This is a genomic window from Rhodococcus artemisiae (assembly GCF_036327795.1).
Taxonomy (GTDB): Bacteria; Actinomycetota; Actinomycetes; order Mycobacteriales; family Mycobacteriaceae; genus Rhodococcus; species Rhodococcus artemisiae.
Map to the genome: position 1 here is coordinate 23855 of NZ_JAUTXY010000019.1, position 26440 is coordinate 50294.

Here is a 26440-nt window from a genome sequence, read left to right on the forward strand (position 1 = left end):
CGTGGCCAAAGGCATTCGCGAGCGCGAGTTCCAGAACCTGATGATCCAATGGTCCATCCCGATGGACTGGAGCTTTATCGCAGGGCGGAAACTGCCGCGGGAGACAACCCAGACGGTGCTCGCTACCCAGCTGCGGGACGCCCTCGTCCGGCTCAACCCGGAGGTGATCGCCGGGTTCGACGTGGACGCCGTCGTCGAGGAAATCGTCGCCACCGTCAACGCCGTCGAAGGCGGGCTGGTACGCGCCAACGAACAGGTACTGCACCTTCTGCGCGGGCATCAGGAATTCCGAGGTGCCGACGGTGTGTGGCACCCCCTCAAGCTCATCGACTTCGAGAATCCCAGCGCCAATACGCTGGTCGTGTCCGACGAGGTGGCCATCACCGTCCCCGGCAAAACTTCACGCCGGTTCGACCTCGTCTACTGGATCAACGGGCTACCCGTGGTCGTCGTCGAGGTGAAGTCCCCGACCGCGAAATCCGGATGGGCCGATGCCGCCCGCGAGATCAACGACGTGTACGCCGCCGAATATCCGTGGTTCTTCACCTCCAACGTCTTCGCGGTCGCCTCCGATGGGCTCAAGCTGCGGTTCGGGGCCGCTGGCGCGCCCACGAATCTGTGGCAGCCGTTCCGGTCCACCGCCGACGACGAAGACCTGGCCGGGCAGGCCGACGTGCAACGCTCCGTCGAACTGCTGCTCAATCCGGCCACCGTGTTGGACATGCTCGCCGACTTCGCGCTCTTCGACACCTCCGGCGGTGGGGTCGATAAGAAGTATCTGCCCCGTTACCCGCAGATGGAGGCCGCGCGCCTGATCCATGAGCGGGTCGTCGCGGGCGGATCGAAAGGCTTGATCTGGCATCACCAGGGCAGTGGGAAGACGCTGTTGATGGTGTTCGCCGCGTCGCTGCTGCTGGCCGACACCCGGACCGAGTCGCCGACGATCATTCTGCTCTCGGACCGGACCCAGCTGGTGCGGCAGACCTCGGGGGTGTTCACGTCCGCGATGGGCGATGCCTATTTTCACCAGCCGGCCACCAGCGCGGAGTTGCGCTCGTTGTTGGCTGATGATGTGCGCGGGGTGATTTCGACGACGGTGCACAAGTTCGCCGACGCCGGGAAGAGCCTGTCGACCCGAGGCAGCATCATCGTGTTGGTCGACGAGGCGCACCGTACCCAGTCCGCCCGGTCGAAGTCGTTGGCCGGGCAGATGCGCGCAGCGTTGCCGCACGCGAAGTTCTTCGGCATGACCGGCACCCCCGTCAAGAACTTGGCCACCGACACCTTCGCGTTATTCGGTGAGGAGAGCGATCCGGGTCGAGTACTGCACCGGTACTCGGTGTCCCGGTCGTTGCGGGACGGGGCGACCGTGCCGGTGATGCTGGATCCGCATCCGGTCGCGTTCGAGCTCGACGATCAGGCGTTGCAGGCCGAGTTCGATCAGTTCGCCGACGACTTCGACCTCGATGACCCCGACCGGGAGACCCTCTCGCGCAAGTTCGGGCGTTTGACGTCGGTGTTCGCGAACCCGGAGCGGATCGAGGCGGTGTGTCAGGACATCGTGGATCACTATCTGGCCGGTGCCTACCGCAACGGTCTCAAGGCGCAGGTCGTCGCGTACAACCGTGAGATGGCCGTGGCGTACACGGACAAGCTCAACGAGCTGCTGGCCGGCTTCGAGGCCACGCAGGTGCTCGCGGAGGTCGGCGTGCACGAGAAGATCACTGCCGAGGTGAACATCTCGGTCTCTGAGTCCAAGGACGAAGACCCTACTCTGCGGGTGTTCGCGTTGTCGGAGACCGAGGAAGAAGAGCAGAAGCGGCGGTTCCTGACCCCGAATGATCCGCTGTGTTTCCTGGTGGTGACCGCGAAGCTGCTGACCGGGTTCGATGCCCCCAACGAGGGCGTGCTGTATCTGGACAAGCCGCTCAAGGCCCACAACCTGTTCCAGACCATCACCCGCCCCAACCGCACCTGGGTCTCCCCCACCGGGTTCGTCAAAACCTCCGGGGTGGTGGTGGACTACATCGGCCTGGCCGAGGAAGTCCAGCGAGCCGTCACCGATCCCACCGCAGAAGAGACCAGCAAAGGTGGTGGGTTCGTCACCGACCTGACCGAGCTGGTCGCCGAGTTCCGTACCACCTTCGCCCGCATCGAAGATCTCCTCGCCGACATCGAGGATCTGGATCTGAGTGTGCACGGGTACGAATCTGTGCGCGCGATCAACAGTTTCCTCGACACCCATCCTGGTGCGGCCGAGGTGTTCTCCAAGGACTACCGGCTGTTGGCGCGGTTGTATCCGCTGATCAACACCGATAAGCGGATCACGAAGTACCAGAGTGGGTTCGGGTTGTTCGGGTCCGTGTACACGACCTTGTTCAAGAAGTCCTCCGACGAGGACCGCAAGGAACGCCTCGGGGAGCTGGGGCCGATGGTGCTCGAGATCATCAACGCCCATGTCCATTCCTTTGCGGTGGTCGCCGGGCAAGAAGAGCCGCTGGTGCTGGACGCGCAAGGCATCGCCGTCTTGAAGGAACTCCTCGCGCTCGTCCGGCCCAAGGCAAAGAACGACGGCGAGGATCAGGCACCGCCGTCGGCGGCGGAGATCCTCGACCACATCAAAGCTGCCCTCGACAAAGGCATCGAACCGGGCTCGGCGAAGTACACCGCCCTCGCCGAACGCATCAAACTACTGCGGGACCGGATCATCCAGAACTCCCAGGACGCCCTCGAGTTCCTGGCCGAAGCACTGCGGGTCGCCCGCGCCATCGTCAACGCCGAAAAACACCCCGACGAGACGGTCGTGGTGGTCGACAACGACCACATCGGTGTCCTGTCGCGGATCATCGAAGACCACGCGCCGTCCGGGCTGACCGTGACCGAAAAGAACCTCGCGGAGGAGATCGACCAAGTGGTCACCCGCACCCTTGCTCAATCGTGGGACAACGCCGACGCACGCAACCGAGGCGCTCGCCGCGCGACGGCCGCGGTGTTCCGCCGGTACAGGATCAAACCGGTCGGTGAGCCGTATGACTCGACCGTCGCGTACATCGAAGCCCACTACCTCGTCGACTGATCTGCGACGCCGTACCGGGCTCGGGCCTGGAACAGACACCGGCACCCGCGGAGGGGCTTCGATTCGACGTCGCGGAGACCACACGACTCCCACCCCGAGAGGCGCAGAGAGCGACGAGAGCAGGCATCGACGTCGGGACCGCCGCAACAGCACGATCCAGGGCGTCATCAATTGAACACTCCCGTCGGGGCCACCACAGACGGCGATGACCCCGACGGTCCAGCGTGGGCCACCGGCCGTGCCCGCCTGCACTGTGCCCGATCTCCGGATCGGGCACAGCAGCTACAGCAGGCCCGGGTCCTGCTCGATCCAGACGAGGTCGACGGCCGGCTCACCCGTCGACCTGCCGCTCCCCTCGAACAACGGAATCCCGGCCACCACGGCTTCGAGAGCCATGTCCGGCAGAGGCATCGCCGCGGCCACCACCGTGATCAACCGGTCTTCGATCACACTGCGCCGCATCTCGCTACTGCTCGCCACCGAGGACGGTGTCCCCGGTCGGAGACGAGCCCCCGCGCGAGGCACCGGCGCCCGGTGTGCCGGTACGCGGCCACGGGTTCTTCAGCACACCTGTTCCATTCGGATCGGTCATGCCCTCGACCCATCCCTCACGCCAGTACCGCAGGTAGACCTGCGAATCCGCCACGGCCGACGGGATCTTCGGGTCCTGAGGTTCACGCTGCGGGTTCCTCGCGAACCGTGCCCCTGCCCTGCGTCCGGCCCGATAACCGCGTTCCTCGTCGTCCAGCATCTATCTCGCCCTCCCCCGGTCGTATCCGGCCAGGCCCGACGTGTCGGTGCCTGCTCGCGTTGTCCGCGCCCGAGACCATAGACGAGACCACCGACATTCCCGCCAGGGGTGGTTCAGTCGATCTCGTAGCCTTCCTCACGCGCGATGACGGCCGCGACGTCCTCGGTGGTGATCACACCTCGGATCAGGTCGACGAGCAGGTCCTTGTCCCGAGCACTCATCTGCCGGCCCTCGATCGCCATGATCGGCTCCATCGCAGACACGGCCGCGCGCGCTTCGGCTTCGGTTCTTCGTGGGGATGTCACGGCCTCCAGCAGAGCACATCCCACGGGCGGTGGCCGGGGGACGTCTCTGTCGACTCCGTGGCTCACGGTGAGGCCGGATAGATCCTGACCGCATCAGCGGACGCCGCAGAGCGCGGTCAGTGTGTCGATCGGGTCGTGCAGTTCGCATCGGCTCACGCGGAGCCCTGCCCGCACGGGTTGGTGGGTGGGTGAACCGTGACGCGGTGGCGATCGGCGGGACATAGGTCGGCGACCCCACCAGATGAGAGGGACGTGCCGTGCTTCCTGATCGATGCACTCATTTCGCGATTGCCAGTCGGGGGTGCCGGCACCGTGCTCATCCGAGTCCGACGAGTCCTCGGCCACGGCGGCGTACGCAGCCATTTGAGCTGGAGTTATGACATGTCCCGGCCGGGGACATCTCCGCCGGCGGAGGGATCGCACGCGCGGTCAGCGTTGCTCTCATACGGGGTTTCCGGAGACCGTGTTGCCGTTAAGGTGACCCATCGTGGGCACTACCCTGTACGCACCCCATCCCTGGCCGCACATCACCGCAGCCCTGCGTGGCCCCGGCCCCCGCCGCGTCGCCATCGCCTACCTCGACCACACCGCACCCGAGTTGCTTCCGCTGCGCGCCGGAGACCAGTTGATCGTCAACGCCGCCCGGCCCGCCGTACGTGCGCACGCCACCTCCCCCACCGCCCTCGCCCGATTCCTCGAGGCCGGGGTGCGGGTGCTGTCGGCCCCGAACCTGCACACCGGACTGATCGTCACCCCCGAGAAGGTGATCGTCGGCCCCGCCAGCGCCTCGCACAGCTCCACGGTGGCCGACGAAACCGCCCTGGCCACCGACGATCCCGACGCCCGCGCCGCGGCCCGCGTCTTCCTCGACGGTCTCGACGACACCACCGAGGTCGACGAGGTGTTTCTCGACAGCGCCACCGAGATCTGGCGGATCGGCCGTGTCGTGCCGCTGGCCGGGATCGGCAGCAGCACCCGCACAGGCCACGATTTCCTCCCCACTCCGGTGCGCCGGATGTTCCTGCGGCATCTCGGCGACTACACGCCGACCGCCGAGGATGAAAACACCTGGACCACGCCCGCACCGGACACCAGTGGCCCGAGCCCGCGGTACCGCACCCAGTGGCTGCGCGACGACACTCCTGGCACCGACCGCCGCAGTCGCCTCGAACTTGGCGACGTCGTGATCCGCATCAGCGACGACGACACCTGGCTCCACCCGCCGGCGGTCGTCGACACCGGGCCGGTCCACATTCCCCATACTCGCAATGCCGTGGCCTACCGGCTACGCTCCCGCACAGACCTCGACCCCCTACCCGTGGCGGACGCCGCACGCACCCTCGCCGAACACGGTCACCCCCACCCGCGCCTGCACCACGACCACCGCGTCATCTCCCCGGGCCTGCGCACGGCCCTGCTGAAGCTGTGGAAGCTGTGACCGGCGGCGGCCATCATCTCCGGGCAGAGGACACATCGGAGCGACACACCCATAGCCCCCATAGGGGTTATAGGGATGGTGCTGATCGAGACGGACCGCGCCAGCGGAACGCAAACCGAATTGACAGAGATCCGATTTGACCAGCAGTGATAACACGTCCCTGCCGGAACTTCCACCGCGAAGATCCCGCCGCTAGGCTGCGGTCAGCTGATTAGCCAGGCGGCAGCGAGATAGAGAGGGACCTGCCATCACCCCAGGTCACACAACGCAAAGCTCTCCGCCCAGAGGTGTGGGGCACCGGCCGATCACCGTCGACCAATTCGCATCCTGCCCCGACCTTCAGAGGACGCGTCGATCTTTCAGATAGGTCAATGTCATTGGTACCGAATCGAGTTCAGCCATAGCGAACTCGCCTTCCCGAAGACCATCAAAATGCGCGAGGACGAGCGCGCGCGCCGGGATGAAGTCCCGTTCTGAAGGGTTGCTCGGGAACATCGCCTCGACCCACTCGCGATCGAACGGTTCTGCACTGTCGATCAGAAACCGCCATGCCGTGCCATGAGAGACCGTCAGCAGATCGTCCGCCCACAACTCGAGCACGCGCTCCTCGGGAGGGTCTTCCCAACCGGGGAACCCGTACTCCGGGTCCGCGAAGTCGATGGTCGCACCCGGAGGGAGCAGCAGCGACAGGCCTGGAACCGCGTAAGAATCGTCAGGCGGCCGCATAATTCCCAAACTGAAGGTCGACACGACCAGGTTCAGGTTCGCACTCGCTTCGAGGACCTGGCCATACGTTTCCTCGGTCGCTAGTCGAGGCCAGCGAGCTGGCTCCTGCTGCGGGTTGCCCGCTTGCCCACTCTGCTCAGCGCGCCTTGTGAAAGGCCACATCCGATCTCCCTCCCCATAATCTTGCGGCCATAAATGTCCGCACGCTCTCGTACATTGGATTCCGGCATCGGGTTCTACCTGTGCATATGACACGTCCCTTTACGTCAGTGAAGCGGCCGGCGATGAACTACCTCGCGCCGGGGCCGACGAGGACCGTGACGGTGGGGGCGGTCGGTCACGCGCGCGGAGACGCTTCCGTGGGGCTCACAGGATCAGGATTCCGCCCTGTGTGCTCCCGCGCGGTCAACGCCACCCAGATCACGGAAAGTACGCAGGCCGCGACCGCCCCGAGCAGCGGCCCCGAGGCGACGAACCAGATGGTCAGTGCCGTCCAGAGCAGTGCAATCATCGCGCAGGTCCCTGTCCCGATGCCTCGTTCCGGAAGCACTCTCCACTGCGTCATGCCGCACACAATGACACAGCATGCCGACAAGCCCCTGCGTGTCAGGCTGAGTTGAGGCCAGCGGTTCACAGCAACTCCGCCTGCAGGGCGAGATACGGATCAACCCAACGATGACGATGCCCACCCCTACGGCGGTCGAGGACAATGACCGCATGGCCTCCACTCACCCCCGAGCCGACGGACCCCGCCGACGCGTGTTCAGCCCCGCCGACAAGCTCGCCCACCTGGTCGCGTACGAGCAGGCCTGCGCGACGAATGAAGGCGGCGCGTACCTACGCCGTGAAGGCCTCTACTCGTCGCTGATCAGCGAGTGGCGCAAACAACGTGACGCCGGTGTGCTCGACGGCAAACAACCCGGCACAAAAATCGGCAAACTCACCGCCGAGCAGGCCGAGATCGCCCGCCTCAAGCAAGAGCTCGCCCGCGCGAACAAGAGACTGACCACCACCGAGGCCGCCCTGGACATCATGGGAAAAGCTCACGCTCTCTTGGAATCTCTCTCCGAGAGAGCGGATGTCGACGGCAAGCCGAACAAGCGCTGACCGCCGTGTGGTGCGACTTGACCGCGGCCGGGGTGTCGACGAGAACCGCGAGTGCGTTGACCGGTGTGGTGCGTTCGACCGCAGTCCGGCGGCGCACCGCAGCGACCGCACCGACACCGCCGGTGGTGTCGGCGCCGCCGACCCCGCCGGCGAACAAGCTCACCGCCCTCGAACGCCGTCGCATCCTCGAGGTGCTCAACAGCGATCGGTTTGTCGATCGGGCACCGCTCGAGATCTATGCGCAACTGCTCGACGAGGGTATCTACCTGTGTTCGGTGTCCACGATGTATCGCGTGCTGCGTGAGAACGCGCAGGTCAGCGAGCGTCGCCGACTTGCGCGGCATCCGGCGAGGACCTGCCCGGAGCTGGTCGCCACCGCGCCGCGGCAGGTGTACTCGTGGGACATCACCAAACTCGCCGGGCCGGAGAAGGGCCGCTACTTCGATGCGTACGTGATGATCGACATCTACTCGCGGTACATCGTCGGAGTCCATGTTCACGCGCACGAATCGGGTCTGCTGGCGCGGGAGTTGATGGAGCAGATCTTCGACGTACACGGCATTCCGCAGGTCGTGCACGCCGACCGTGGCACGTCGATGACCAGCAAGTCCGTCGCCACGTTGCTGGCTGATCTCGAGGTCACCCGTTCGCATTCGCGGCCGCGGGTGTCGAACGACAATCCGTACTCCGAATCGGTGTTCAAGACCCTCAAGTACGGGCCCGGGTTTCCTGAACGTTTCGGATCCCTCAGTCAGGCAAGGGGGTTCATGATCGAGTTCACCGAATGGTACAACCACGAACATCGCCACACCGGAATCGGGTTGCACACACCCGCCGATGTCCACTTCGGTCTGGCCGCCGGCAAGGCGGCCGAACGCCGAGAGGTACTCGATACTGCTCGTGCCCGGCATCCGCATCGCTTCGGCACCACGGCAGCGCCGAAGATCCTCGACCTGCCCGACACCGTCTACATCAACCGGCCAGGCGATGATCCCGAGGCCACCGTGGAGGACGCCACGATAGCCGCCTGACACCCACTGGACTCAAACCCCTTGACACATTCCGAGCCGGCGAGTGGAGCGGTCCGCTGTGCGCCGGGTCCCTGTGCTTGCGCCGAGCAGCCCGGAGGCCCGCATGACCCGCTGCCGCCTCCACGGAGTTTCGGCACCTGATGCGGGTGGCCGTTCCGTGCGCGAGGGTGCCATCTCCTCCACCCTGCTGCACCGTGGTGCACCTCGTCGATGTGAAGTCCGTACTGCGTCAGGTACCGGACGCTCCTATGGATGTCAAGTGGTCTGATGGTGTTCGAGTAGCCGGTAGAAGTCGCGGGCGATGTAGCGCTTGAGGCAACGTTTGATCTCGCGGGATGTCTTTCCTTCGGCGGTTCGTCGGGCGGTGTATGCCTTGGTCGCGTCGTCGTATCGTTGCCGGGACAGCACGACGGTGTGCAGGGCCCGGTTGAGCTGCCGGTCGCCGTGCCGGTTCAGCCGATAACGGGTGGTGACCTGACCACTGTTCGCCGGAATCGGCGCGACGCCGGCGAGCATCGCGAACGCCGCTTCGGACCGGATCCGGCCGGGGTGCGACCATGCGCACAGTACGGTGGCGGCCACGATCGGCCCGACGCCGAGCTGGGCGAGCAGGTCCGGCCGCCACCGCCGCACGATGACCAGGATCTGCTTTTCGAAGTCGTCCGCCTCGGCCTGCAGAGTGCGGGCACGACGGGCGAGTGTCTTCAACACGGTCGCCGTGGTGGTGGTTTCGGTGTCCCAGTCCTTGCGTAGGCGCACGGTGGCGGCCCGACGGATCATCTCGGGTAGCTTGTGTCCGCGAAGCGTGTCGCGCAGCACCTCGGGGGCGGCGATGACGAGGCTGAACAACTGCCGCCCGGCGACCATCGAGGCCTCCACCGCGGACCGGCGCGCAGCCAGAAGAACCGACAGTGCTTGGCGGTCACCACCCGATCGAGGTGTTCCGACATCCTTGCGGGACAATGCTTCTCGTGCAGCACGAACCGCGTCGAGGGGATCGGACTTGGCGCCGTGGCGACGCTGGGCCCGCTCGGGTCGGTCGAGTTCGACGACGAGTTCCTCGCGGTGTTGGAGCTGTCGGGTCAGACCGGCACCGTGCCCGCCGGTGCCCTCGATCGCCCACACCCGCAGTGCGCCGTACTCGTCGGCGAAGTCGACCAGCTCCTGGTATCCGTCGACGGTGGTCGCGACGGTGATCTGTCCGAGGACGGCCCCGGTTCGGGCGGCGACCGCCGCAGCGGTATGGGTGTCGACGTGCGTGTCGACACCGATGACGACGTCGACGACATCAGTCAGAATGGTCATGCGTTCCTCCACTGGCTCCGGTGGGACGAAGGATCCGGTCCGGAGGGGAGTCTCGGCAGGACTGTGACGGGACACGGCGGTGCTGTGAACACCACCGGTCAAGCTCCTGATCAGGCCAGTCGCTCCACCGGGCCGGGGCCGACAGACCACGAGCGGACAAGTCCAGAGAAAGGCACCAAGCCAGTCAGCCGAAGAGTCACACCCGCAGTCCATCGGCTACAGCCCACCACCGACAACTGCCGAAAGAGCCGACATTCACGCGGTTGGTGGTAAATCCAATCCTCACAGTCAGCCGAAGAGACCGGATTCCCGAACGAATGCCTCCGCCGATTCTGAGTCCCGCACCCCGTGGATGTTGACGAGCAGACCGAGGTCGGTATTGGCCACGACCACCATGGTCGATCCCGTGTGCAAGCTCGATACGTCCAACGCGGCAGTGCGGGTGTCGTTTTCGCGTACGTCGACCGGGTCGGTGTAGCTGCGGATCGACAGAACATTCTGCAACGCTGTGTTCTTGTCGACCGCGGTGATCTTCATCGACAACGTGTCGTACAGCCGATTCTCCGTCACACGACCCGCCACCAGCGACGAGCCTGCCGGGAGATCACAGTCCACCTCGAGGTCACCACCGTCGAAGGAGAATCCAACGGCCCTGCAGTTCACCACGTGACGTGACACGGGTTCGGGCAGGTGGTCGGTCACGTTGCGTGGATCGGCGCTGTCGCGACCACCACCTGGCTCCAGCGACAACGGTGCGGTAGCGCCCTGCGTCGGCGGAGACGCGTCGGCCGAGGCCATACTGTCCCCGTTCAGGGCACGTACGGCCACTATCGCGACGGCGGCGACTGCGATGAGTGTGACCGCGACGGCGGCAGCCGCGACCCGCGACCAGCGGCGTGTTGCCCGGTCCGACGTCGCCGCCGGTGACGCGCCGGCCAGCGGTGAGACGACCGGGCGGCGGGTCAGCGGCACCGTGTCGAGACCACCCGGCACGGGGACGTCCTCCACCGCCAGCAACGCACCCTGCGCGACGACCGTCTTCGGGTCGTCGAGTGTGGCGACCGGCCCGAGCTCCCCGAGCCGGGTGTGCACCAGCGGGATCCGGGCGGACCCGCCCGTGAGATACAGGGCGGCCAGATCATCGGGACCGGTGATCCCGGCGTCGGCGAGGGTGGCCCGGGCCAGTGCCACCGCCCGGTCGAGATCGGGGCCGATCAGCTCATCGAACTCGCCGCGGGTGATCGACACCGTGTGGCGGCTGGTGCCGGTGTCGAGGGTGACCGTCGCCGACGGCGACTCGGACAGCAGCTCTTTCGCGGCCCGGATCTGCTCGTCGATACTGCGCTGCAGATGCAGCGGTGCCGTGCGCAATGCGCCGGCGACCGTGGGTTCGTCCGCGCCGAGCTGCTCCTCGATCCACCTGCGAAGCCGCGCATCGAAATCCTTGCCGCCCAATGTGTTGTCACCCCTGGCCGCGGAAACCTCGAAGCGGCCCGCACCGGTCGCGGTGAGGACCGCAACGTCGAGGGTGCCGCCGCCGAAGTCGAACACCGCGATCGTCGTACCCGGTTCTGCGGGGGTAGCGCGGCTGTAATGATGCGCCGCCGCCCGAGGTTCAGGCACCGTGACCACTGCGGCCGGGTCGGCGCCGGCCCGAGTGGCCGCGGCGGTGAGCGTCGCGATCTGCTGCGGTGACCACGCTTCCGGGTGCGTGAGCACCACCAGGGCGGGTGCGTCGCCGTTGTGTGCGGCCAGGGCGCGTTCGTACGCCGCGGCCAGCACCGGGGCGATCAGTGTGCCGAGGGCGTACTCGTCGCCGCCGAGCAGGGCGGCGGGCACGTGTCCGACCAGGCGTTTCGGGGACGGCACGTATCGGGTGGGGTCACGGTCGGCGGCGGCGAGTGCGGCCGAGCCGGTCAGGATCCGCTCCGGACTTTCGGCATACACGCCGGAGGGCAGCAGGTTGCTCTGATGGGTGAGCGGCAGTGTCTCGATGCGACCGGAGATCGCGCTGGTGTGCGCGGTCGCCGTATTCGAGGTGCCGAAGTCGATCGACAGTGCCCAGCCAGCCACCACAATTCCCCCACCAGTTGATCCCCCACGTGCCAGGTCATCATGCCGCACCGCGTCTATCGGGTGGGTCGCACCTCCCGGCAGATGCTCGGTGGGTGGGTCGGTATGGTGCTCACCGCCCATACGAAGAGGTGTTGGACACCGCACGACCGCGGGCGATCTTCATAGCAACTGAAATGCCCCGGAGCCGGGGGCGGCGCCGGGGCAGCGGGGCCACCCGTCGATCGGGGGGATCTCTGAGGTGGCCAGCCGCCACAGTACGCGGCCACCACCCTCTGCCGATACACGAGGGTGCCAGTTGCCCCGATGCTCCCTGTCTTCACGATCGACGAACACAGCGACGAGGACACCTGTTTCGCCGGTGCCCTCGCCGCCGATTCGTCCCTGTCCAGGTGGCTGCGGAGGCTGGACATGCCCCGAGCGCTGACAGCAGCAGGATCCCCGTCCCGACGACTGCGGCTTTACCCACGTTGCAGTGTGCGTCTTCGCTCTTCCCCCAGGTTGTGATTTCGACTCCGCCAGTGGAGATTGCAGGACACTCGGGATCCTTTTCGAAAGGCGGGCAGGGCACGCGAAACCCACCTGCGCCGAGGACTCAGGGCGCGACAGGATGGATTCTGACCGCATAGCGAATCGCGTCGGCAGCGGTGTATCCCGCTACCGCCGCGACCTGCTGTGATTCCTGTCTGTCTTCGCCGAGTTCGACGAGTTTGTTCACCACGAATGCCTCGGCCGCAGCCCGCGACGGCTGCACGCACTCACCGAACCAGCCGCCGGTGCCGATGTGCTGGAAGTCGACTTCGTGAGGTCCGGCCATGGTGGGGTGTCCGATCATCCTTGAGACGCGTTCGCCTCGAAAATCATGTACTGCGCCGTCGCGAGCTCGTGTGAGGCTTCCAACGTGCTGGTTCGACCTTCCCCCACATACGTGTCGTACAGCACGAGACAGGTACCGAAACTGCCGGACGTCGTGACCACATCGAAGCACCGGGCATCCGGCACCCCGGGCGGGCCGGACGCCGGCACGTACGTGATCCCCTCGGTCTGGGCGCGGATGTTCCCGATGAGACGGTCGAACAGTGTCGCGGCCTGATCCTCACCCATAGTGGAGTACACGAAGGTCCCGTGGATGCCCAGGTTCGTGGTGCCGGTATCGGCGAACAGGTCGAGGGTGTTGAGCTGATCTTCCTGGTGCGCAGCTCCGCGCGGGCCGTAGACGGCAGGGACAGGCATGTTCTCATCGTCCGACGGCGGCGGCACGGCCAGGCGCATCACCCCGTCGACGTCGACTTCCAGTTCGGGGAGATCGGCGGGCTCGGTGAACGGGAACTCGTCGATCATCGGGCGCTGCACTTCGAGGGCGCGCGCGATCGACCGGCGAGCCCAGTCCTCTCGGTCGGAAGGCCCGTTCGCCCGGGTGTAGATGACGTAGCGCCCGTGCGGGGTGAACGATTCGATCCAGACCTCATTGCTGTACTTGCTGCTGATGAACTCCGCGCTGATGAGACTGTCCGGCATGTTTTCCTGCGGATATGCCACCGGGATCGGCGGCGGTGTCATCTCGCTGAAGCCGGACATATCCGGGAGGAACTGCACCTGGTGCAGCTCTGCTGCTGCGGCTGCGGCGGTAGCGCTATCCGGAAATTCGAGTACCGCATGGGTGATACTCGCGTGGTCCGCAGGATCGTAGCGGGCGGTGGAGTAGCCGGCGTAGAAGCCGTGGTCGTCGCCGATCGCACGGACGGCGTTGTTGCCGTCGTCGATCAAGAATTCGAGCGCGGACGAATCGAAGATAGTGCGGGTGGCTGCTGACTGCGATCCGGTCAACTCGGGGTCGATCTCGGCGGGTAGTACCAGGAACTCGGCCATTCTCTGGCTTTCGACGAACTGCCCCAGGATGTCGTCCTCGGCGGTCTTCGGCAGCGCATCGTGGGGGACGGTGGTGTATGGGCCGGGGTCGAGTTCGCCGGGTGCGGCCGCGATCAGCACCGGGTCCCGGGTGGTCTCTGTGGCCGTGTCCGCCGCTGTCGCTTCGGGTGTGGTGTTCGGCGCGCACCCGGTCATCACGGCTGCGGTTGCGGCGAGTACCGCGACGGCGGTGCGGGTGTGGTGGCGGCAGTGTCTATTCATGGTCCCCCCTTTTTTCGGCAGGGGGCACAGATCGGTAGTTCGCGATCCCCCCTGCTCGTGAACGGTCCAGACCGTACCGGCCCGCCACCGAGGAGCTAGTAGGGGGGTGTACGAGCAACGCGCTGTTCCCCGTATCTACGCGGTGCGGATCGATTCGTTCCACACCGCCCCGTCCTCCGCTGAGATTGTTCTCGGCATCACTACCTTTCGCCGCGGAAACTCGCGGCTGGCATCGTGTTCAGCACTCGAACCACGAGATCGAGTCGGTCCAGATACTCCGCGACCTCGGGATCTCGGCGGAGCTCGGCGATCACCGCGGGGTCATTGTCGAAGTGCAGTTCGGCGATGCGGTCACGTTCGTCTTCGGTCATATCTGGTTGGACGCAGCTGCCTGCCGATCGGTTCCACCTGTCACGCGATCGCTTACCCACTGCGCCACCCGAATCGACCCACTCCGGGGGACAGGACGTCGCGAAGATGCTCGTCGATCTCGGCGTCCCTGTGGAGTAACTACCTCAGATTCTCGGACTTGCGGACATCGTGCAGAATCCGGCCCACCGCCCCGGTCGAGATCCCCATTTCCTCGGCGATCTCGCGGTACTTCAACCCCTGTTCACGCAGTCCCACCACCTGATCGCGGCGGGCCTGCGCCCGCGCGAGGAATTCTTCTCGGGGCTCGGCGACCAGCCGACGCGCGGTCCGCTCGGATGAGCCGAGCCTGCGGGCCAGTTCCTTCGCGGTGACAGCTCGGCGTTGCTGCGCCCGGGCTGCGCCGCTCACAGCGCGTACTCCAAGGCTGTAGCCAGGTCGAACTTAGTGGCTCGTGTGCGGTTGGCTTCTCGTTTCGCAGGGGTCATGACCTTGCCGCCCTTGCTGCCACGCGCGGCCTGACGAGCCCGGAAGGTGGCCTCGTCGAAGTTGCGCCAGATCCACTTGCCGATGGAGTATGCGGTGGCGCGGACCTCGACGAACGGTAGCGGGTCGGCGAACTCGGTGTTGACCGCGTGACACCGCTGCAGCACAAGCTGGAGCCACTGGTCGGCGGTGCCGTCGCGGTGGCTCCACCACTGCGGATAGGCCCACGTGCGGGCGGTGTCGAACATCGTGACATTGCGACCCAGGCCTGCCGACCGGTCGGGTCGGCGCGGGGCCTGACGGGGCGTGTGGATGGTGGCCAGATCCCGCAGTGTGTACGGGTCCGCAGGCCCGTAGAGGGTCTCCCACTCAGGATGGATCGGATTCTTGGTCAGCTGCCCGCCGTAGGAGAAGTCTCCGCCGACGGAGATGCACAGACCTCGCTCAATGCGGTGTGCCAAGCGCAACGGGCTCAAGCGTGCGGAATCGGTGCGGCAGACACGATGGTCGCCGAGCCACCAGCCCAGGTGCGCCCGCCCCGAGGGTGACTGGGAGACCCAGTTCGGCTCCGGGTGATCAGACGGTTTCTCGAAGGCTCGCATCGCGGCATCGGGGTGGTCGCAGTCGATGACGATCGATCCGAGCAGGGCGTGCGGGGAGTGCTGGATGTAGCGCATCGTCAGCGCATCGTCGCGGCTCATTCGGTACTGGCCGTGCTCGAGGTGGTTCGTCGCGAAAGGACGGTGCGGTAGCAGCACGTCGCTTCCCCACTGCTCGTCACTGAGAAGCAGCGCCTTCGCGGTATCCATGCCGAGTACTGTGCCTCATCAAGATCAGCTATTCGGGTAGGACACGCCGAGCCATATAGAAAATTATTCAGGTAGGACATGCCAAGCCATATCAGGTATCCCCCTAGAGATCCTTTCCTGATCGTGTCCCTCCGCAGGTGGAAGAACCTGGACGGACGCGCCTGAATTGCACGTCAGCACAGACTCCCGTCTCCTGCCGAGAACCTTGGTCGATTGCTCGTAATGCGTCCACACACGATCAGATCTCCCGTCACGGCTGCTGCCATCCGATGCTGTTCCCCGATTCGATCCGTCTCGCTACGTGCATCCGACGACGTCGTGCGCGCCGCCGTCCCGGTCTCGACGGTCGATGCTGCGGAACCGCGCGAAGGCGATCGCTGCGGCCAACACCACGCAGACTCCGGCAACGACCGCGACGACAGTAGCTATCGAGGTCGAGAACCCACACAGCCACGCGATCGCAACACCGGCAGCCACAGCGCCGGCGGCACCGACAGGGAGCACCACCGCGAGGCTGGACATCGTGCGCTTCCGGCGCGGGTCGCCGAGTGCAGCCAGCGTGATCCATGCCGAGGCCAAAGCTGTCACGTAGGCCAGGGCGCCGCTGACGAGGTAGATGCCGAAGATCAGCGAGTACGGCTTGATCACGAAGTTGTTGGCGAACGCCAGGTACAAGACCCCGAGGAGAAACCCCATCCCGGCGGTGATCCCGACGAGGACCGCGGGAACCAGCACCACGTACCGGCCGGCGCGGGCGCTCACGCCCCGCTCGTCGGCCCAGGCCCGCATCGTCGCGTCGAGGTCGTCGCCGGTGACCGTGGTGGGTGGGTGCCCGGCGTCGGTGGCCGCGGCGAGTTCACCGGCCAGTTCCTGGGCCATCTCGCGGCGGTCGGATCGTCGTACCCCAGCTTTGCACCAGACCCTCTCTGCCCGAGCCACAATCGATGGATCGAGGGCCGATCCGGGTGCCGGGTTCGCGGTGGTCATCGGTGATCCTTCCCTCCGGCCGGTGCGGCCGGAGTGTTCAGCAGTGCGGTCACGGATGTGGCGACGGTGTTCCATTCGTCCCGGCCCTGAGCCAGGGCGGCGCGCCCGTCGTCGGTGAGCGAGTAGTACTTTCGGGGCGGCCCAGTCGGTGAGGGGCGTTGTTCGGAGTGCACCAGGCCGGCCTTTTCGAGCCGTGCGAGCAGGGGGTAGGACGATCCGCCGGAGACGAGTAGGTCGCGGGCGGAGAGTCGTTCAGTGAGTTCGTAGCCGTAGATCGGGTCTTCGTTGTCGAGCAGTGCGAGCAGACAGATGTCGAGCGCTCCGCGAAGGATCAGACTGCGCCGTTCAGCTACCATGCACAACACGATAGCTGATGTGGAGTATCCCCGTTGGGGCCAAGCCGCGCCCTGTCCTGAATCCTCGACGTTCGCGTTCGCGCTTCATCGAACCTCGTCACTATGAGATCCGGCCGAGGATGCGGCTTCCTGTGCTGGTGATCCTGTCGTGCGAGCCGGTCGCCGAAGAAGCTACTGAGTCGCCACTCGTTGAGGGCCCTGCGTTTCCGTCACCGGGCAACGAGCACGTCGGTAACAACTGAAGCGCAGCGCCCGCACACTCCGTGTGGCATGCACCTTCACGGTGCATGCCACACGTGCATGGGGGCGCTCCTAGTCCGCGCAGGCGCGACCGCAGGCCGGTCGCGCCTGGTCCGGGATCAGTGCAGGTCGCCAGCGGGAGCGACTTGGATGAGCATCAGTTCCGCATGAGCGGGACGATCTTTCAGCTGGAACGGGCGCATGGTCACCGAGGACTTCACCCATTCGTCGTCGCCGCGGTGCAGCTGCACGAGATCCACGGTATGAGGCACCTCTCCTGCGCTGATTCGGCGGGCGCTAGCGTGCAGCTGAGGCAGATCGTCCGGATGCACGACCGGCCCGGTCAGGTGCGCATATTGCCATTCCAACCACTGCGGAGCCCGACCAATCCACAGCACGACGGAACAGCGCTGCACTTCGAACACTGCGACGTGCACATTGGAGCCGTCTAACCCTTCCTGGAGCCCGAGTTCGGCAAGAGTCGGCACGGACGGGGAGTACACGTCGGAAAAGTCGTGGTAGAGCACCATCACGCCGGAGCCATCGGGTGCGGGGCGCAGAACCGCCTGCCACTGCATGGCATGACCGTGATCGTGCCTGACGGCAAACCAGGTGCTGAGTGCCATACCCGGTTTCGGAGTCAGGGTGATTTCCAGGAACTCTCGTTCCTTCTCGAAGTGGATCGCGCGACTGATGTAGTCCGACGACAAGGCCGTCGGGACCCAGTCTTCGAGGAGCGTTCCCGACATCTCCCCGGACTCCCAGGTCTGGTAGATCAGCCATTCGGTCGTCGACCAGAACACTCCTGATGTCAGGCGCCGTGGAGGGATTTCCTCGTCGGGATTTCCGATCCATAGCTGGATGCCGTGCACATCGCCGAATGGCCCCATAATCGGCCACGCATAGTACCGCCAGGAGCGGCCCTGTTTCTTGGAGCGAAGCACTCGGTCGAACGGTTCGCGTGTGCGTCGGACGTGCTCCACGATCGGTTCGACCAGGATGTCCGCTGCCGGTGACACATTCCTACTGCGGATGGAGGTCAGTTCTTTGGCTTCGTCCCCCGATGCGACCAGAGTCGCAGCGCCCTCCACCAAAGTTTCGATCACATGCCACTTTCCCAATTTTTTCGGCCCCCGCCTATTTCTTTTTGGTCTCAAATCCGTGGGGAGTGTAACGGATTGAGTCCGTGCGCGATCGAGAGCCGATTTGAGGTCAGGGACGTGGGCGGATCTGCAATCGAAGGTTCTCGGGCCGAACCGTCAGCAACTCGGCGACCGACAGTTCGTAACCGGGTACCGGGGCGATGTCGAACCGGGTCAGGATCTGCGCCAGTGTCAATACTGCTTCGTGCAGCGCGAACTGCCGGCCGATACAGGCTCGGGCGCCCACTCCGAACGGCTTGTAGGCGTGCGCGGGACGAGCGCGAACTGCCGCCGGAAGGAACCGGTCCGGATCGAAGTCTTCGGCGTTGTCGCCCCAGAGTTTCGGGTCGCGGTGCAGCGCCAGCAGCACGACCAGGATCGTCTCGCTCTTGCCGATCGGGTAGCCGGCCAGCGTCGTGGCCTCTCGGGTTTTCCGGAAGAACGCCGGGCCGGACGGCCACAGGCGCAAGGTCTCGTCGATGATGCGCCGGACGTAGCGGAGTTTGGCGATCTGCTCGAAGCGCACCGGTGCACCTTCGGCGCCGATGACCTCGTCGATTTCGGCGCGGGCCCGCTCGATCATGTCCGGGTTCAGGGATAGGTAGTGCAGAGCGAACGACAGCAGTCCGGCAGTGGTTTCGTGACCTGCGATCAGGAATGTGAGTACCTGGTTGCGGATACTCTGATCGGACAGCAGCTCGCCGGTGTCGGGATCGGGGTTCTCGAGCATCCGCTGCAACAGGTCATCCTGACGAGGCGATTGGCCGCTGCGACGGGCTGTAATGACGTCGTCGACCGTGCGCTTCATCAGGGCGATGTCTTTCGGGTTCTGGCGCAGCGCCTTCCATCCGAGGATTTCCCGGATCACCGGAAGATCGTTCGCTGTCTGCGAGACGAACGACAACGCCCGTGTCATGGATTCGACGAATGGGTTCCGGTCGGACGCGAACGAGTCGAAGCTGTGCCCAAATCCTGTGCGGCCGATAACTTCCAAGGTCAGGCGGTTCATGTCCGACGAGACGTCGACTGTTCCCCGCTCTGCACGGTCTGTCCAGTAATCGCACAGCTGGTCGACGCACTCGACCATCGCGTCGTGGTAGCTGCGCATCGATGCTTGGCTGAACGCCGGCATCAGCACGTTGTGTGCCTGCGCCCAAGCCGGTTCGCTGTTGAAGGCGGTGAACAGCCCGTCGCCGGCCAGTTCTCGCAGGTTACTTACCGGCGGCACCACAGCTTTGGCGAAGCGGGATTCGTCGAAGACCTCGGCTGCGGCGTCTCCACCTCCGACGACTACGACCTTGCGGCCGATGATGCTGATCTCGAGTACGTCTCCCAGTTCGCGCACGAACTGTACTTCGCGCTGCACCGGGCGTTGCGGGTCGAGGCGCAACACATCCCCAATGAGCGGAAGACGCCATGCTGGATGCGGCATCTTCCTGTCGGGCCCGTTGCTTCCCTCCGTGCCGTCGGACGAGGTGATCTCGTCGGAATCGGTGTTCCCCACAGAAGTCATGCCCGTGAGTCTGCCTCACCGTGCAGGCGATCGCAGAACCCCATCTCACCGGAAGATCCCCGGATCTCGTCGACGTGACGATCGCTCGGCAGCGAGCTGCGCGAGCACGCCACCCGACCCCAGAAGAACATACCGAGGGGACGTGTCATTTAACCTGTTCAGCGCCCCTTTTATGAGGACATCGGAGCCAAGTTCAGCGCTGGGGTGACGAGCGCGTCGAACTGCCGATCATGACTGTCGGTAGGGGGCTTGGGGTGTTAACGATGGAAGCGGGTCGACGCCGTGCAGCGTTCGAGCAGAAAGGTCATTGTCCCAGCTAGGGGTACCTCAGCGGGACCTGGGAAACGGGTTGTCTACTGCTCAACCGGAACGAGACTGCCGAGGGGAGTCGGCCACGGGTACTTTCCCGGAGCGTCGACGGCCGACTCGACGAGTGCGGTGCCGTCTTCCTCGTCGATGCGCAGGACGGTGAAGACGGAAAAACCGTCCTTGTGGACCTTGACCAGGTCGCCGGGCTTCATGAGTCCTCCTTGCCTAGCGCTTGCGCCAAGTCATGATCCCAGAACAGGCCGGCGCCCTCGCCGGCCCAGCCTCGATACCCATGAAGGGGACATGCCATTTCAGCAGGTCATATGACCTTTATGCAGTCCGAGTGATCTCGACGATCAAACGGCCATCCGCTGTCGGCATGATCCGGGAAGCGATATCCAGACCGGACTTGCGGACCGCCGCGATCTTGCCGGTACGCAGGTCCCGGGCAGCGACACGCGCACGCTGAGCGCTATCGCGCCCGTACACCTTGTAGGTGACCCACTGTCCCGGCGCTGCGCCAGCCACGGCCTTCACCTTGGCCGCGGCGAACTCCTGACGGGTCGGTGTCCGCTCAGGCAACGGCTGGGCGCCGAACACCTCCTCGACGGTGCGGCAATCAGGTTCGGCGGCCAGCTCGCTCAGCAGGTCGCCATGCCGGCGACCGTCGAGCTTGCCGACGATCGCGGCCTCGACGATCGCGCGGCCGGCGGCAGCGGTGACCGGGGTCCATTCCAGTTCGTTGTCCCAGTAGAAGTCCTGGCCGAGCTGATTGTGGAAGACGAACCGGTGCAGGTTCGGCACGTAGGCATAGATCCTGGCGGCCTCGGTGTCCTCGTAGGCGAGCCACTGGTCCTGGCCGCGGTAACTGACGGTGTAGAGGCTCATTGCGCGTCCCTTCCTCGATTCATCGTGCGTTGCGCGTAGCGCTTCGGTGTGACCGCACATCCGCCGAGTTCGGCCAGCGCGGCGAGACCGGCAGGAGTAGAGAGCTTCGCCCAGCGAGCGGTCATCTTCTCTGTCAACGCGGCCCGTTCGGCGGCTGGAACACGCGTGTCGCGTGCCTTTTCGTAGTCGACATGAGTCTCGTCTTTGAGCTGCTGCGAGGCGTCGGTGTGGAACTGGAACTCGGCGATGTGGCCGCTGGAGTGACGGGCCAGCATGTGTAAGCCCTTGTACTGATTGCCCTCCAGATAGGACTGCTCGGCCTCGACCACGGTCCAGCCACACGCGGCCAGCCCATCGGCCATCGAGCGGGCAGTGGCCACGACCTGGTCCGGACGTGAGATCGCCGTGTAGCGCACGACGTCGGTGATGTCGGCTGCATGCTGCTCCGGCGGGGTGAACGGCGCCTTCTTGCAGCGCTGGTCGAGCTTGCGCGCCAGGGAGTCGGGACTTTTCATCCGGAATACAAGGCCGTGCATCCTCGCACCGGAAGGGAGCGCAGCGAGCACGTCAGAGGTCATTGCTGCCTCCTGTTGCTTCGCGGCGGTCATCGTGTCGACGACCAGAGCCGCGACGTGGTCCGGATAGTCGCGGTATAGCTGCTCCGGGGTGCTGGCGGTGTCGGTTGCCCAGTCGATGTCGGGCCGGCCCGGTGCCGGGTCGGGGCGTATGTCGTCGATCGACGCCTCCCGGTGTCGTAGGTGATCGGCACATCTGTGGCCGCCCTCCTTGTCGGATCTACACACCGGCGGTCAGCTCGGCCCGCGCACGGGCGTACTTGGCGATCAGGCGTTCCCTGGTGGCGGCGTCGAGCTTGGCCAGACGTTCGGGGTCACTGTTGTCGGCCATGTCGGCGAGTTTGACCGTCAGCGCCAATGGCACCCTGCGCACGCGGGCGTAGTAGTCGGCCGGAGCCTCGTCGCGCCGGCGGGTGAGTGCGTCGACAGCAGCGGTCACGTCCGGCGGAAAAGCCTGCTCAAGGTCGGAGAGGGTGACCGCGGTGTCTTCGACGACGTCGTGCAGCCACGCGGCCGCGACCGCGTGTTCGTCGCCTGCCACACGAGCTGCCACCCGAGCGGGGTGGGTGATGTAGGACTGGCCGGCTTTGTCGACCTGTCCGGCATGGGCTTCCGCGGCGATCAGTTCGGCGAGTTCTGCAATTGACGCTGACATGTCATCCTCCATCTTCTTTCATCTTATCGCGTCTTCCTCCCGGCAGGGCACTGTGCACGCTCTGCAACGGAGTGGGCACGCATTGGAGGCTGCGGTCGAGAGCGTCGAGTCGCCGGCAGTCGGCAGTCGGCAGTCGGCACAGTTGCGGTTCACTCGAATCTTCGATCTCGCAATGGCACGCCACGGACGAGCATCAGATCGTAGAAATGGCCGCGCCCCTGCCGGCCGAGGGGGGAGGACGGGCGACAGGGGCGACTTACCCGCGTGGCCGGGGGGTCACCACGCGCGGCGATATAGCACCACACGAGGCGGCAATCGACCAACTAGGTGGGCCTGACCTGCGGCATCACCGCAAAGAAGATGTAGCCCTATACAGGATTGCCCGCACCCATAAGCCGAGGGCGATCACCACAAACAGGCCAGCTCCAATCAACAGCGCAGCGGGCGCGCGATGGACACCGTCCACAACGAGCACACCGAACGCCAGGACCGCAGAGACACCGGTCGGGACGCCCCAGGACCTGGCCGGAACCGGCGGGGTGTAGTAGTTATCGTCCTGTCCATCCCGCTCTGCGCGGGCGGTCTGATAGGTCAGCCACGCAACGACGCCGACGACGAGCAGCGCCAGAGCTATCGCCCACCTGAACTGCTCGATGTGCCGCACGACCGCCCACAGCGCGTACGCCTGGATACCGGCGGCGACGCTGCCGAGCGCGAAAGCCCACGTAGACAAGCCTCCTGCCGAATCACGCGCGGCGAAAATCCACATCGATACGGCGTATGTCGCCAATACCGCTGCGACCCCCAGCCAAAAATACCCGATCGCCCAATTGATGGCCGACCAGTCCGAGTAGTGGCTGACCGCAGCGCCCGACGAGCTAGAAAGCATACGTATCTCTTTCTGAGAGAAGAGGACTGGAAAGTTGATCAATGTCGACGCTACCCGGAAGCGGGGTCATTTTTCTTGCTCAGGGTTCGAGCGCGGACCGTGGTCTGTCGCGCGCCGACTGAGGGATTCGATTCCACGAAGGGGACATGTTATTTCCCCTGCTCACTGTATGTTTTCAGGGATTCTGTGTGGCTGTGCCGAGCGTGAGGAGGGTGTCGATCCGTTCCGTTTTACGTCCGCGGCGGCGGGCGCGAGTGAGGTGCAGGTAGATTCGCGCGCCGATGCCGGCCTGGACGAGCAGGCGATGCATGCGCCATTCGGCGAGGAAGCTCGCGTCGAGGGCGTTTTGGTTCGCTGTGGTGACCTGGTGGTTGAGCAGTTCGATGATGCCGACAAGGTCTGCCTTGTCTCGTGTGAGCCAGTCTTCGCGGAGGATGTGGCCGTTCCACTGCTTCACCCGGGGGCGGTTGTCCCAGTTCGGCGGGAAGTAGCTGGTCGACGGTTCGATCGCGTCAGCAGGCACTATGTGTCCTTTCGCGGGGTCGTTTCCGGGGCGTGTGGTCAGTGGTCAGTGGCCGCGGTGATGGTCACGACGGGCTCCCCTGCGTCACCGGGGCCGATTTCGACGGCGAGGGTAAGCAGGTCTTCTCCGTCGGGCGACGGCGTCGGGATGAAGTTGAACAGCTGGAGACCTTCGCGGCCGCGGGCCTGAGCGCGCAGGAGGGCGCGGGCGGCGTGAGCCAAGACAGTCCCGGTACGGCCTGCCTCCCAGCGAGCAGCAGTGCCGCGGTCCGGCCAGGCGATGGCCTGTTTCCAGGCCCGATGGGTGATCGCGGTGGGCAGAAGGATTCCGAAGTGGCGAGCGTCCGTGGTGACGTCGCGCAGGGATCCGCGGGCAATGGCCTCGGCACGGGTCGCCGCAGCCGTGCGGGTGTCGGTCAGAAGATCGGTCATGGTGCCTTCCATTGGGTGAGTGAGCGTGCCCTCAGTGCGGTCGGCCGGTCGCGGCCATTGCGGCGAGGCGCTGCTGCTGTTCGCCGATGCCTTTCGTTCCGGCGAGCGGGGTGTGTGCGTGCGGCCAGACCTGTTGTGCGAGTGCGGTGTAGTCGCGGCCGCCGAGCAGCACGACGTTGTGGTGGCCGAGGAGGCCCTGGTCAGCGGCCTGTTCGCGGAGCTGGTCGGCGGTAATCGCTCCGGGCTGACCGAGGCGCAGGTTGTAGGGCTCGACCAGCTGATGCAGAGGCATCAGGCCGAAGCGAGCGGAGAGGATGCGTGTGGTGTTCAGGCCGGTGAGCGCGGCGGCCGCACGCAATCCGAGCCGGTGGTAGGTGCCGGTGTAGCGATGTCGCGCCGGGATTTTCGAGGGGGTCGGATCTTTCGTGGCGCCGCAGGGGACGATCACCAGCGGCGTGTCCGCGCGGGTAGTGGCGGTGTCGTGTGCGAGGTGGTCGGCGACGGTCCAGCACAGCCAATTCCAGCCGGGACGTGCGGGCAGGTCGAAGCAGTTCTGTGCGTGGCCTGCGACGAGGAACGGGGTGCACCAAGGCCGGAGGTCGGTGTTGGGCAACGTGGTTTCGATGCCGTCGTGGGGGCGGAGGAATCGTGTGTGGAGGGGGCCGATGGCGGTGGGGACGCCGATGTGTCCGCCGCCGGTCTTCGGTCCGATCCCGGGCAGGGATTCGACGAGTCCGATGTCTTCGATCAGGGCGCGACCGGGTGTCGGTGCGGTCAGCGTGGGGTCGTTGTAGCGGTAGGTCGGGGTGTAGATCGGCGGCATTGTGTTGCGCGCTGCTTTCGTCGTTCGGGTGATGCGCGGTCGCTCATCAACATTCCCAACATTACAATATGTCATTGCATTGTCGCAACCGGGTTCCGTTGCCGCCGAGCGTCAGTTGCTTGCACCTCGCTGTTTCGACCTACTCCAGAACCGCGCGGTCTACCGAGAGGCAGGAGCGCCACCCAACACCGGGGACGCGGCATCTATGCAGGGAATCACTGCGCTCACTGCTTTTGATCGCGTGAAGGTCCACACTTTTCATCGGCCGGAACGACGCACGACGACTCCACCCACAGCCACAGATCCGCACCGCTGAAGCCATTCGCAGAGCGCACCGGAAGGCACAGCTGGGCGAGCCACCGACCGTCAGCGACTCGCAGCCAGGCCCACAAGGTCGCCGGCATAGCGGATTCGAGCTGAACGCCTCCAGCACGCACACGTAGCGGAAGCTGGTCGACGCGAGCGAATCCGAGACTTCCTGGCAGGACACGCGCGACGTCGACAACAACCTCGACAGGTTCGCGAAGTCGCCGCAGGATCGGCGCATCGGGGAACGACTCGACCCAACCGTCAAGACCGGGCCCGGTCACTGGGCAACCTTCAGCCCCGCCGGCACGGCCGGGCCGGACTCCCAGGTGACGCCACCGGAATGGCCGGTGAGCGTGACGACGCCGCGATGCGGCTGCCGGCCCGGCGTTCGAGCTTCCACGGCCAGGTCGAACCCTGCGACGCGGCCGCGGGCAGTGTCGATGCCGCGGTAGCCGGCCACCTGGGCGTTGAGGTGCAGGTCAACGGTCGGCCAGCTGCCGTCAGTGACGACGAGGACCGCGCCGCTACTGCGAACTCTGGCGGTGACGGCCCGGGCGCGGCTCGGCGGGACGTTGGCGCCAGCGAGTGAAAGGACGACCAAATCGATTCCGTCGAGGAGCACTGCTGCCACGGCAATCGGGTCTGGCCCCGGATCGGGCACGAGCGCGCATCGTGCGAGGTCCGCTCCCATTTCCGTGGCAGCCAACAGGCCGAAATCGGGGCTTCCGATCACCGCAGCCCAGTTCCCCGAGCCCGTCACCGAGGCCACCAGCCCGACTCGGAGAGCGGCTGCGCCGGAGAGGTGCACAGTCGATCCGCGAACGGGGCCGCGGTGCGGAAGCAACCGAGCGATCGGATCGGGCGCGGAGAGGATTCTCAGGGGCGATATGGGGTCGCGCTTCGCGGCGTCGTCGATGCGTGTGGGCGTGAACGCAGCCGATGACGGCCGAGTTGGGCCATCTGTCCGAGCAGGAATCTCAGCCATTCGGCGGCGCAGGTGCGCGATCGTATCGGCCTTCGACTCCACTGGACTGCTCATCTCAACTCCTACCTACCACCCAATTAGAACATACGTTCGACATGGGAGATGTGAGGAGCGATCCGCTGCACGCCGAACCGGCGGTGAAGGGTCACCAACAGCAGGCCGAGGGCGAGCCCTGCTCCCCTATGGGCACTGGCACCCCATATCCACTG

General features: G+C 65.5%; 28 protein-coding genes. 3 read left to right on the forward strand and 25 right to left on the reverse strand.

Going from position 1 to position 26440, the window contains the following annotated elements; genetic code table 11:
• The first annotated feature begins 1 nt into the window (after position 1).
• Positions 2–3076 (forward strand): type I restriction endonuclease subunit R, encoded by a 3075-nt coding sequence (locus tag Q7514_RS28890; protein WP_330136701.1) that lies wholly within the window; start codon positions 2–4, stop codon positions 3074–3076.
• Between the two features lie 282 nt (positions 3077–3358).
• On the opposite strand, the gene Q7514_RS28895 is transcribed toward Q7514_RS28890, so the two are convergent.
• The 3 genes from Q7514_RS28895 to Q7514_RS28905 form a co-directional block, all read right to left on the reverse strand.
• Positions 3359–3556, reverse strand: coding sequence for a hypothetical protein (locus Q7514_RS28895; RefSeq protein WP_330136702.1), 198 nt, complete (start codon positions 3554–3556; stop codon positions 3359–3361).
• Entirely contained in the window at positions 3543–3827 is a 285-nt protein-coding gene (locus Q7514_RS28900; protein WP_330136703.1) for a hypothetical protein, read from the reverse strand. Before Q7514_RS28900 ends, Q7514_RS28895 begins: the two co-directional genes overlap by 14 nt.
• 113 nt (positions 3828–3940) lie before the next feature.
• On the reverse strand, positions 3941–4132 hold the full coding sequence (locus tag Q7514_RS28905; RefSeq protein ID WP_330136704.1) for a hypothetical protein: 192 nt from the start codon (positions 4130–4132) through the stop codon (positions 3941–3943).
• A 487-nt stretch (positions 4133–4619) separates the two neighbouring features.
• Here Q7514_RS28905 and Q7514_RS28910 point away from each other — a divergent pair, with 487 nt between their 5' ends.
• Complete coding sequence (locus tag Q7514_RS28910) at positions 4620–5570, forward strand: phosphatidylserine/phosphatidylglycerophosphate/cardiolipin synthase family protein (RefSeq protein ID WP_330136705.1); 951 nt, start codon at positions 4620–4622, stop codon at positions 5568–5570.
• Between the two features lie 339 nt (positions 5571–5909).
• Here the strand turns inward: Q7514_RS28910 and Q7514_RS28915 are convergent, their stop codons facing one another.
• Both Q7514_RS28915 and Q7514_RS28920 read right to left on the reverse strand, forming a co-directional pair.
• Positions 5910–6458, reverse strand: a complete 549-nt coding sequence (locus Q7514_RS28915) for a hypothetical protein (protein WP_330136706.1) — start codon at positions 6456–6458, stop codon at positions 5910–5912.
• A gap of 175 nt (positions 6459–6633) precedes the next feature.
• The gene (locus Q7514_RS28920) at positions 6634–6861 is read right to left on the reverse strand and encodes a hypothetical protein (RefSeq protein WP_330136707.1); all 228 of its coding nucleotides are present in this window, start codon (positions 6859–6861) and stop codon (positions 6634–6636) included.
• Positions 6862–7013: 152 nt separating this feature from the next.
• Between Q7514_RS28920 and Q7514_RS28925 the strand changes: the two genes are divergently transcribed.
• A protein-coding gene (locus Q7514_RS28925) for an IS3 family transposase (protein WP_152641004.1) occupies positions 7014–8434 on the forward strand; the annotation gives its coding sequence in 2 pieces (ribosomal slippage) (positions 7014–7377 and positions 7377–8434; 1422 coding nt in all).
• A 255-nt stretch (positions 8435–8689) separates the two neighbouring features.
• Here the strand turns inward: Q7514_RS28925 and Q7514_RS28930 are convergent.
• The 20 genes from Q7514_RS28930 to Q7514_RS29025 all read right to left on the reverse strand — a co-directional run bounded on the left by Q7514_RS28930 (position 8690) and on the right by Q7514_RS29025 (position 26285).
• Positions 8690–9739 carry an IS110 family RNA-guided transposase gene (locus Q7514_RS28930; protein ID WP_330136708.1) on the reverse strand — a complete coding sequence of 350 codons (1050 nt, stop codon included), beginning with the start codon at positions 9737–9739 and terminating at the stop codon, positions 8690–8692.
• 288 nt (positions 9740–10027) lie between these two features.
• Positions 10028–11812, reverse strand: a complete 1785-nt coding sequence (locus Q7514_RS28935; RefSeq protein ID WP_330136709.1) for an Hsp70 family protein — start codon at positions 11810–11812, stop codon at positions 10028–10030.
• A gap of 595 nt (positions 11813–12407) precedes the next feature.
• The gene (locus tag Q7514_RS28940; RefSeq protein ID WP_330136710.1) at positions 12408–12629 is read right to left on the reverse strand and encodes a hypothetical protein; all 222 of its coding nucleotides are present in this window, start codon (positions 12627–12629) and stop codon (positions 12408–12410) included.
• Positions 12630–12643: 14 nt separating this feature from the next.
• Positions 12644–13942, reverse strand: coding sequence for a DUF7373 family lipoprotein (locus Q7514_RS28945; protein ID WP_330136711.1), 1299 nt, complete (start codon positions 13940–13942; stop codon positions 12644–12646).
• Positions 13943–14142: 200 nt separating this feature from the next.
• Entirely contained in the window at positions 14143–14313 is a 171-nt protein-coding gene (locus Q7514_RS28950; RefSeq protein WP_330136712.1) for a hypothetical protein, read from the reverse strand.
• A 139-nt stretch (positions 14314–14452) separates the two neighbouring features.
• Entirely contained in the window at positions 14453–14722 is a 270-nt protein-coding gene (locus Q7514_RS28955; RefSeq protein WP_330136713.1) for a helix-turn-helix domain-containing protein, read from the reverse strand.
• Positions 14719–15606: a replication initiation protein gene (locus Q7514_RS28960; protein ID WP_330136714.1), complete on the reverse strand. Its 888-nt coding sequence runs from the start codon at positions 15604–15606 to the stop codon at positions 14719–14721. The genes Q7514_RS28955 and Q7514_RS28960 overlap by 4 nt, the downstream gene beginning before the upstream one ends.
• A gap of 297 nt (positions 15607–15903) precedes the next feature.
• Entirely contained in the window at positions 15904–16593 is a 690-nt protein-coding gene (locus Q7514_RS28965) for a hypothetical protein (protein ID WP_330136715.1), read from the reverse strand.
• A complete protein-coding gene (locus Q7514_RS28970; protein ID WP_330136716.1) occupies positions 16590–16949 on the reverse strand; it encodes a PadR family transcriptional regulator in 360 nt (119 codons plus the stop codon). The genes Q7514_RS28965 and Q7514_RS28970 overlap by 4 nt, the downstream gene beginning before the upstream one ends.
• Before the next feature lie 359 nt (positions 16950–17308).
• Positions 17309–18295 (reverse strand): GAF domain-containing protein, encoded by a 987-nt coding sequence (locus tag Q7514_RS28975; protein ID WP_330136717.1) that lies wholly within the window; start codon positions 18293–18295, stop codon positions 17309–17311.
• A 106-nt stretch (positions 18296–18401) separates the two neighbouring features.
• Positions 18402–19763 carry a cytochrome P450 gene (locus tag Q7514_RS28980; protein ID WP_330136759.1) on the reverse strand — a complete coding sequence of 454 codons (1362 nt, stop codon included), beginning with the start codon at positions 19761–19763 and terminating at the stop codon, positions 18402–18404.
• Between the two features lie 434 nt (positions 19764–20197).
• Positions 20198–20365: a hypothetical protein gene (locus Q7514_RS28985; protein ID WP_330136718.1), complete on the reverse strand. Its 168-nt coding sequence runs from the start codon at positions 20363–20365 to the stop codon at positions 20198–20200.
• A gap of 118 nt (positions 20366–20483) precedes the next feature.
• Positions 20484–21041: a hypothetical protein gene (locus tag Q7514_RS28990; RefSeq protein ID WP_330136719.1), complete on the reverse strand. Its 558-nt coding sequence runs from the start codon at positions 21039–21041 to the stop codon at positions 20484–20486.
• A complete protein-coding gene (locus Q7514_RS28995; RefSeq protein ID WP_330136720.1) occupies positions 21038–21844 on the reverse strand; it encodes a hypothetical protein in 807 nt (268 codons plus the stop codon). Before Q7514_RS28995 ends, Q7514_RS28990 begins: the two co-directional genes overlap by 4 nt.
• Positions 21837–22271 (reverse strand): HD domain-containing protein, encoded by a 435-nt coding sequence (locus Q7514_RS29000; protein ID WP_330136721.1) that lies wholly within the window; start codon positions 22269–22271, stop codon positions 21837–21839. Before Q7514_RS29000 ends, Q7514_RS28995 begins: the two co-directional genes overlap by 8 nt.
• A 346-nt stretch (positions 22272–22617) precedes the next feature.
• Positions 22618–23160 (reverse strand): hypothetical protein, encoded by a 543-nt coding sequence (locus tag Q7514_RS29005; protein WP_330136722.1) that lies wholly within the window; start codon positions 23158–23160, stop codon positions 22618–22620.
• A gap of 175 nt (positions 23161–23335) precedes the next feature.
• Positions 23336–23683: a hypothetical protein gene (locus Q7514_RS29010; protein ID WP_330136723.1), complete on the reverse strand. Its 348-nt coding sequence runs from the start codon at positions 23681–23683 to the stop codon at positions 23336–23338.
• A 38-nt stretch (positions 23684–23721) separates the two neighbouring features.
• On the reverse strand, positions 23722–24114 hold the full coding sequence (locus Q7514_RS29015; protein WP_330136724.1) for a DUF6573 family protein: 393 nt from the start codon (positions 24112–24114) through the stop codon (positions 23722–23724).
• Positions 24115–24145: 31 nt separating this feature from the next.
• The gene (locus Q7514_RS29020) at positions 24146–24937 is read right to left on the reverse strand and encodes a DUF6884 domain-containing protein (RefSeq protein WP_330136725.1); all 792 of its coding nucleotides are present in this window, start codon (positions 24935–24937) and stop codon (positions 24146–24148) included.
• A 586-nt stretch (positions 24938–25523) separates the two neighbouring features.
• Entirely contained in the window at positions 25524–26285 is a 762-nt protein-coding gene (locus Q7514_RS29025; protein ID WP_330136726.1) for a hypothetical protein, read from the reverse strand.
• Positions 26286–26440 lie beyond the last annotated feature (155 nt).

Excerpts from the sequence above, each read along its gene's own strand:
- Q7514_RS28900 (WP_330136703.1), bottom strand. The coding sequence starts at position 3,827 with ATGCTGGACGACGAGGAACGCGGTTATCGGGCCGGACGCAGGGCAGGG.
- Q7514_RS28915 (WP_330136706.1), bottom strand. The coding sequence starts at position 6,458 with ATGTGGCCTTTCACAAGGCGCGCTGAGCAGAGTGGGCAAGCGGGCAAC.
- Q7514_RS28920 (WP_330136707.1), bottom strand. The coding sequence starts at position 6,861 with ATGACGCAGTGGAGAGTGCTTCCGGAACGAGGCATCGGGACAGGGACC.
- Q7514_RS28930 (WP_330136708.1), bottom strand. The coding sequence starts at position 9,739 with ATGACCATTCTGACTGATGTCGTCGACGTCGTCATCGGTGTCGACACG.
- Q7514_RS28940 (WP_330136710.1), bottom strand. The coding sequence starts at position 12,629 with ATGGCCGGACCTCACGAAGTCGACTTCCAGCACATCGGCACCGGCGGC.
- Q7514_RS28945 (WP_330136711.1), bottom strand. The coding sequence starts at position 13,942 with ATGAATAGACACTGCCGCCACCACACCCGCACCGCCGTCGCGGTACTC.
- Q7514_RS28950 (WP_330136712.1), bottom strand. The coding sequence starts at position 14,313 with ATGACCGAAGACGAACGTGACCGCATCGCCGAACTGCACTTCGACAAT.
- Q7514_RS28960 (WP_330136714.1), bottom strand. The coding sequence starts at position 15,606 with ATGGATACCGCGAAGGCGCTGCTTCTCAGTGACGAGCAGTGGGGAAGC.
- Q7514_RS28965 (WP_330136715.1), bottom strand. The coding sequence starts at position 16,593 with ATGACCACCGCGAACCCGGCACCCGGATCGGCCCTCGATCCATCGATT.
- Q7514_RS28970 (WP_330136716.1), bottom strand. The coding sequence starts at position 16,949 with ATGGTAGCTGAACGGCGCAGTCTGATCCTTCGCGGAGCGCTCGACATC.
- Q7514_RS28980 (WP_330136759.1), bottom strand. The coding sequence starts at position 19,763 with ATGCCGCATCCAGCATGGCGTCTTCCGCTCATTGGGGATGTGTTGCGC.
- Q7514_RS28985 (WP_330136718.1), bottom strand. The coding sequence starts at position 20,365 with ATGAAGCCCGGCGACCTGGTCAAGGTCCACAAGGACGGTTTTTCCGTC.
- Q7514_RS28990 (WP_330136719.1), bottom strand. The coding sequence starts at position 21,041 with ATGAGCCTCTACACCGTCAGTTACCGCGGCCAGGACCAGTGGCTCGCC.
- Q7514_RS29000 (WP_330136721.1), bottom strand. The coding sequence starts at position 22,271 with ATGTCAGCGTCAATTGCAGAACTCGCCGAACTGATCGCCGCGGAAGCC.
- Q7514_RS29005 (WP_330136722.1), bottom strand. The coding sequence starts at position 23,160 with ATGCTTTCTAGCTCGTCGGGCGCTGCGGTCAGCCACTACTCGGACTGG.
- Q7514_RS29015 (WP_330136724.1), bottom strand. The coding sequence starts at position 24,114 with ATGACCGATCTTCTGACCGACACCCGCACGGCTGCGGCGACCCGTGCC.
- Q7514_RS29020 (WP_330136725.1), bottom strand. The coding sequence starts at position 24,937 with ATGCCGCCGATCTACACCCCGACCTACCGCTACAACGACCCCACGCTG.
- Q7514_RS29025 (WP_330136726.1), bottom strand. The coding sequence starts at position 26,285 with ATGAGCAGTCCAGTGGAGTCGAAGGCCGATACGATCGCGCACCTGCGC.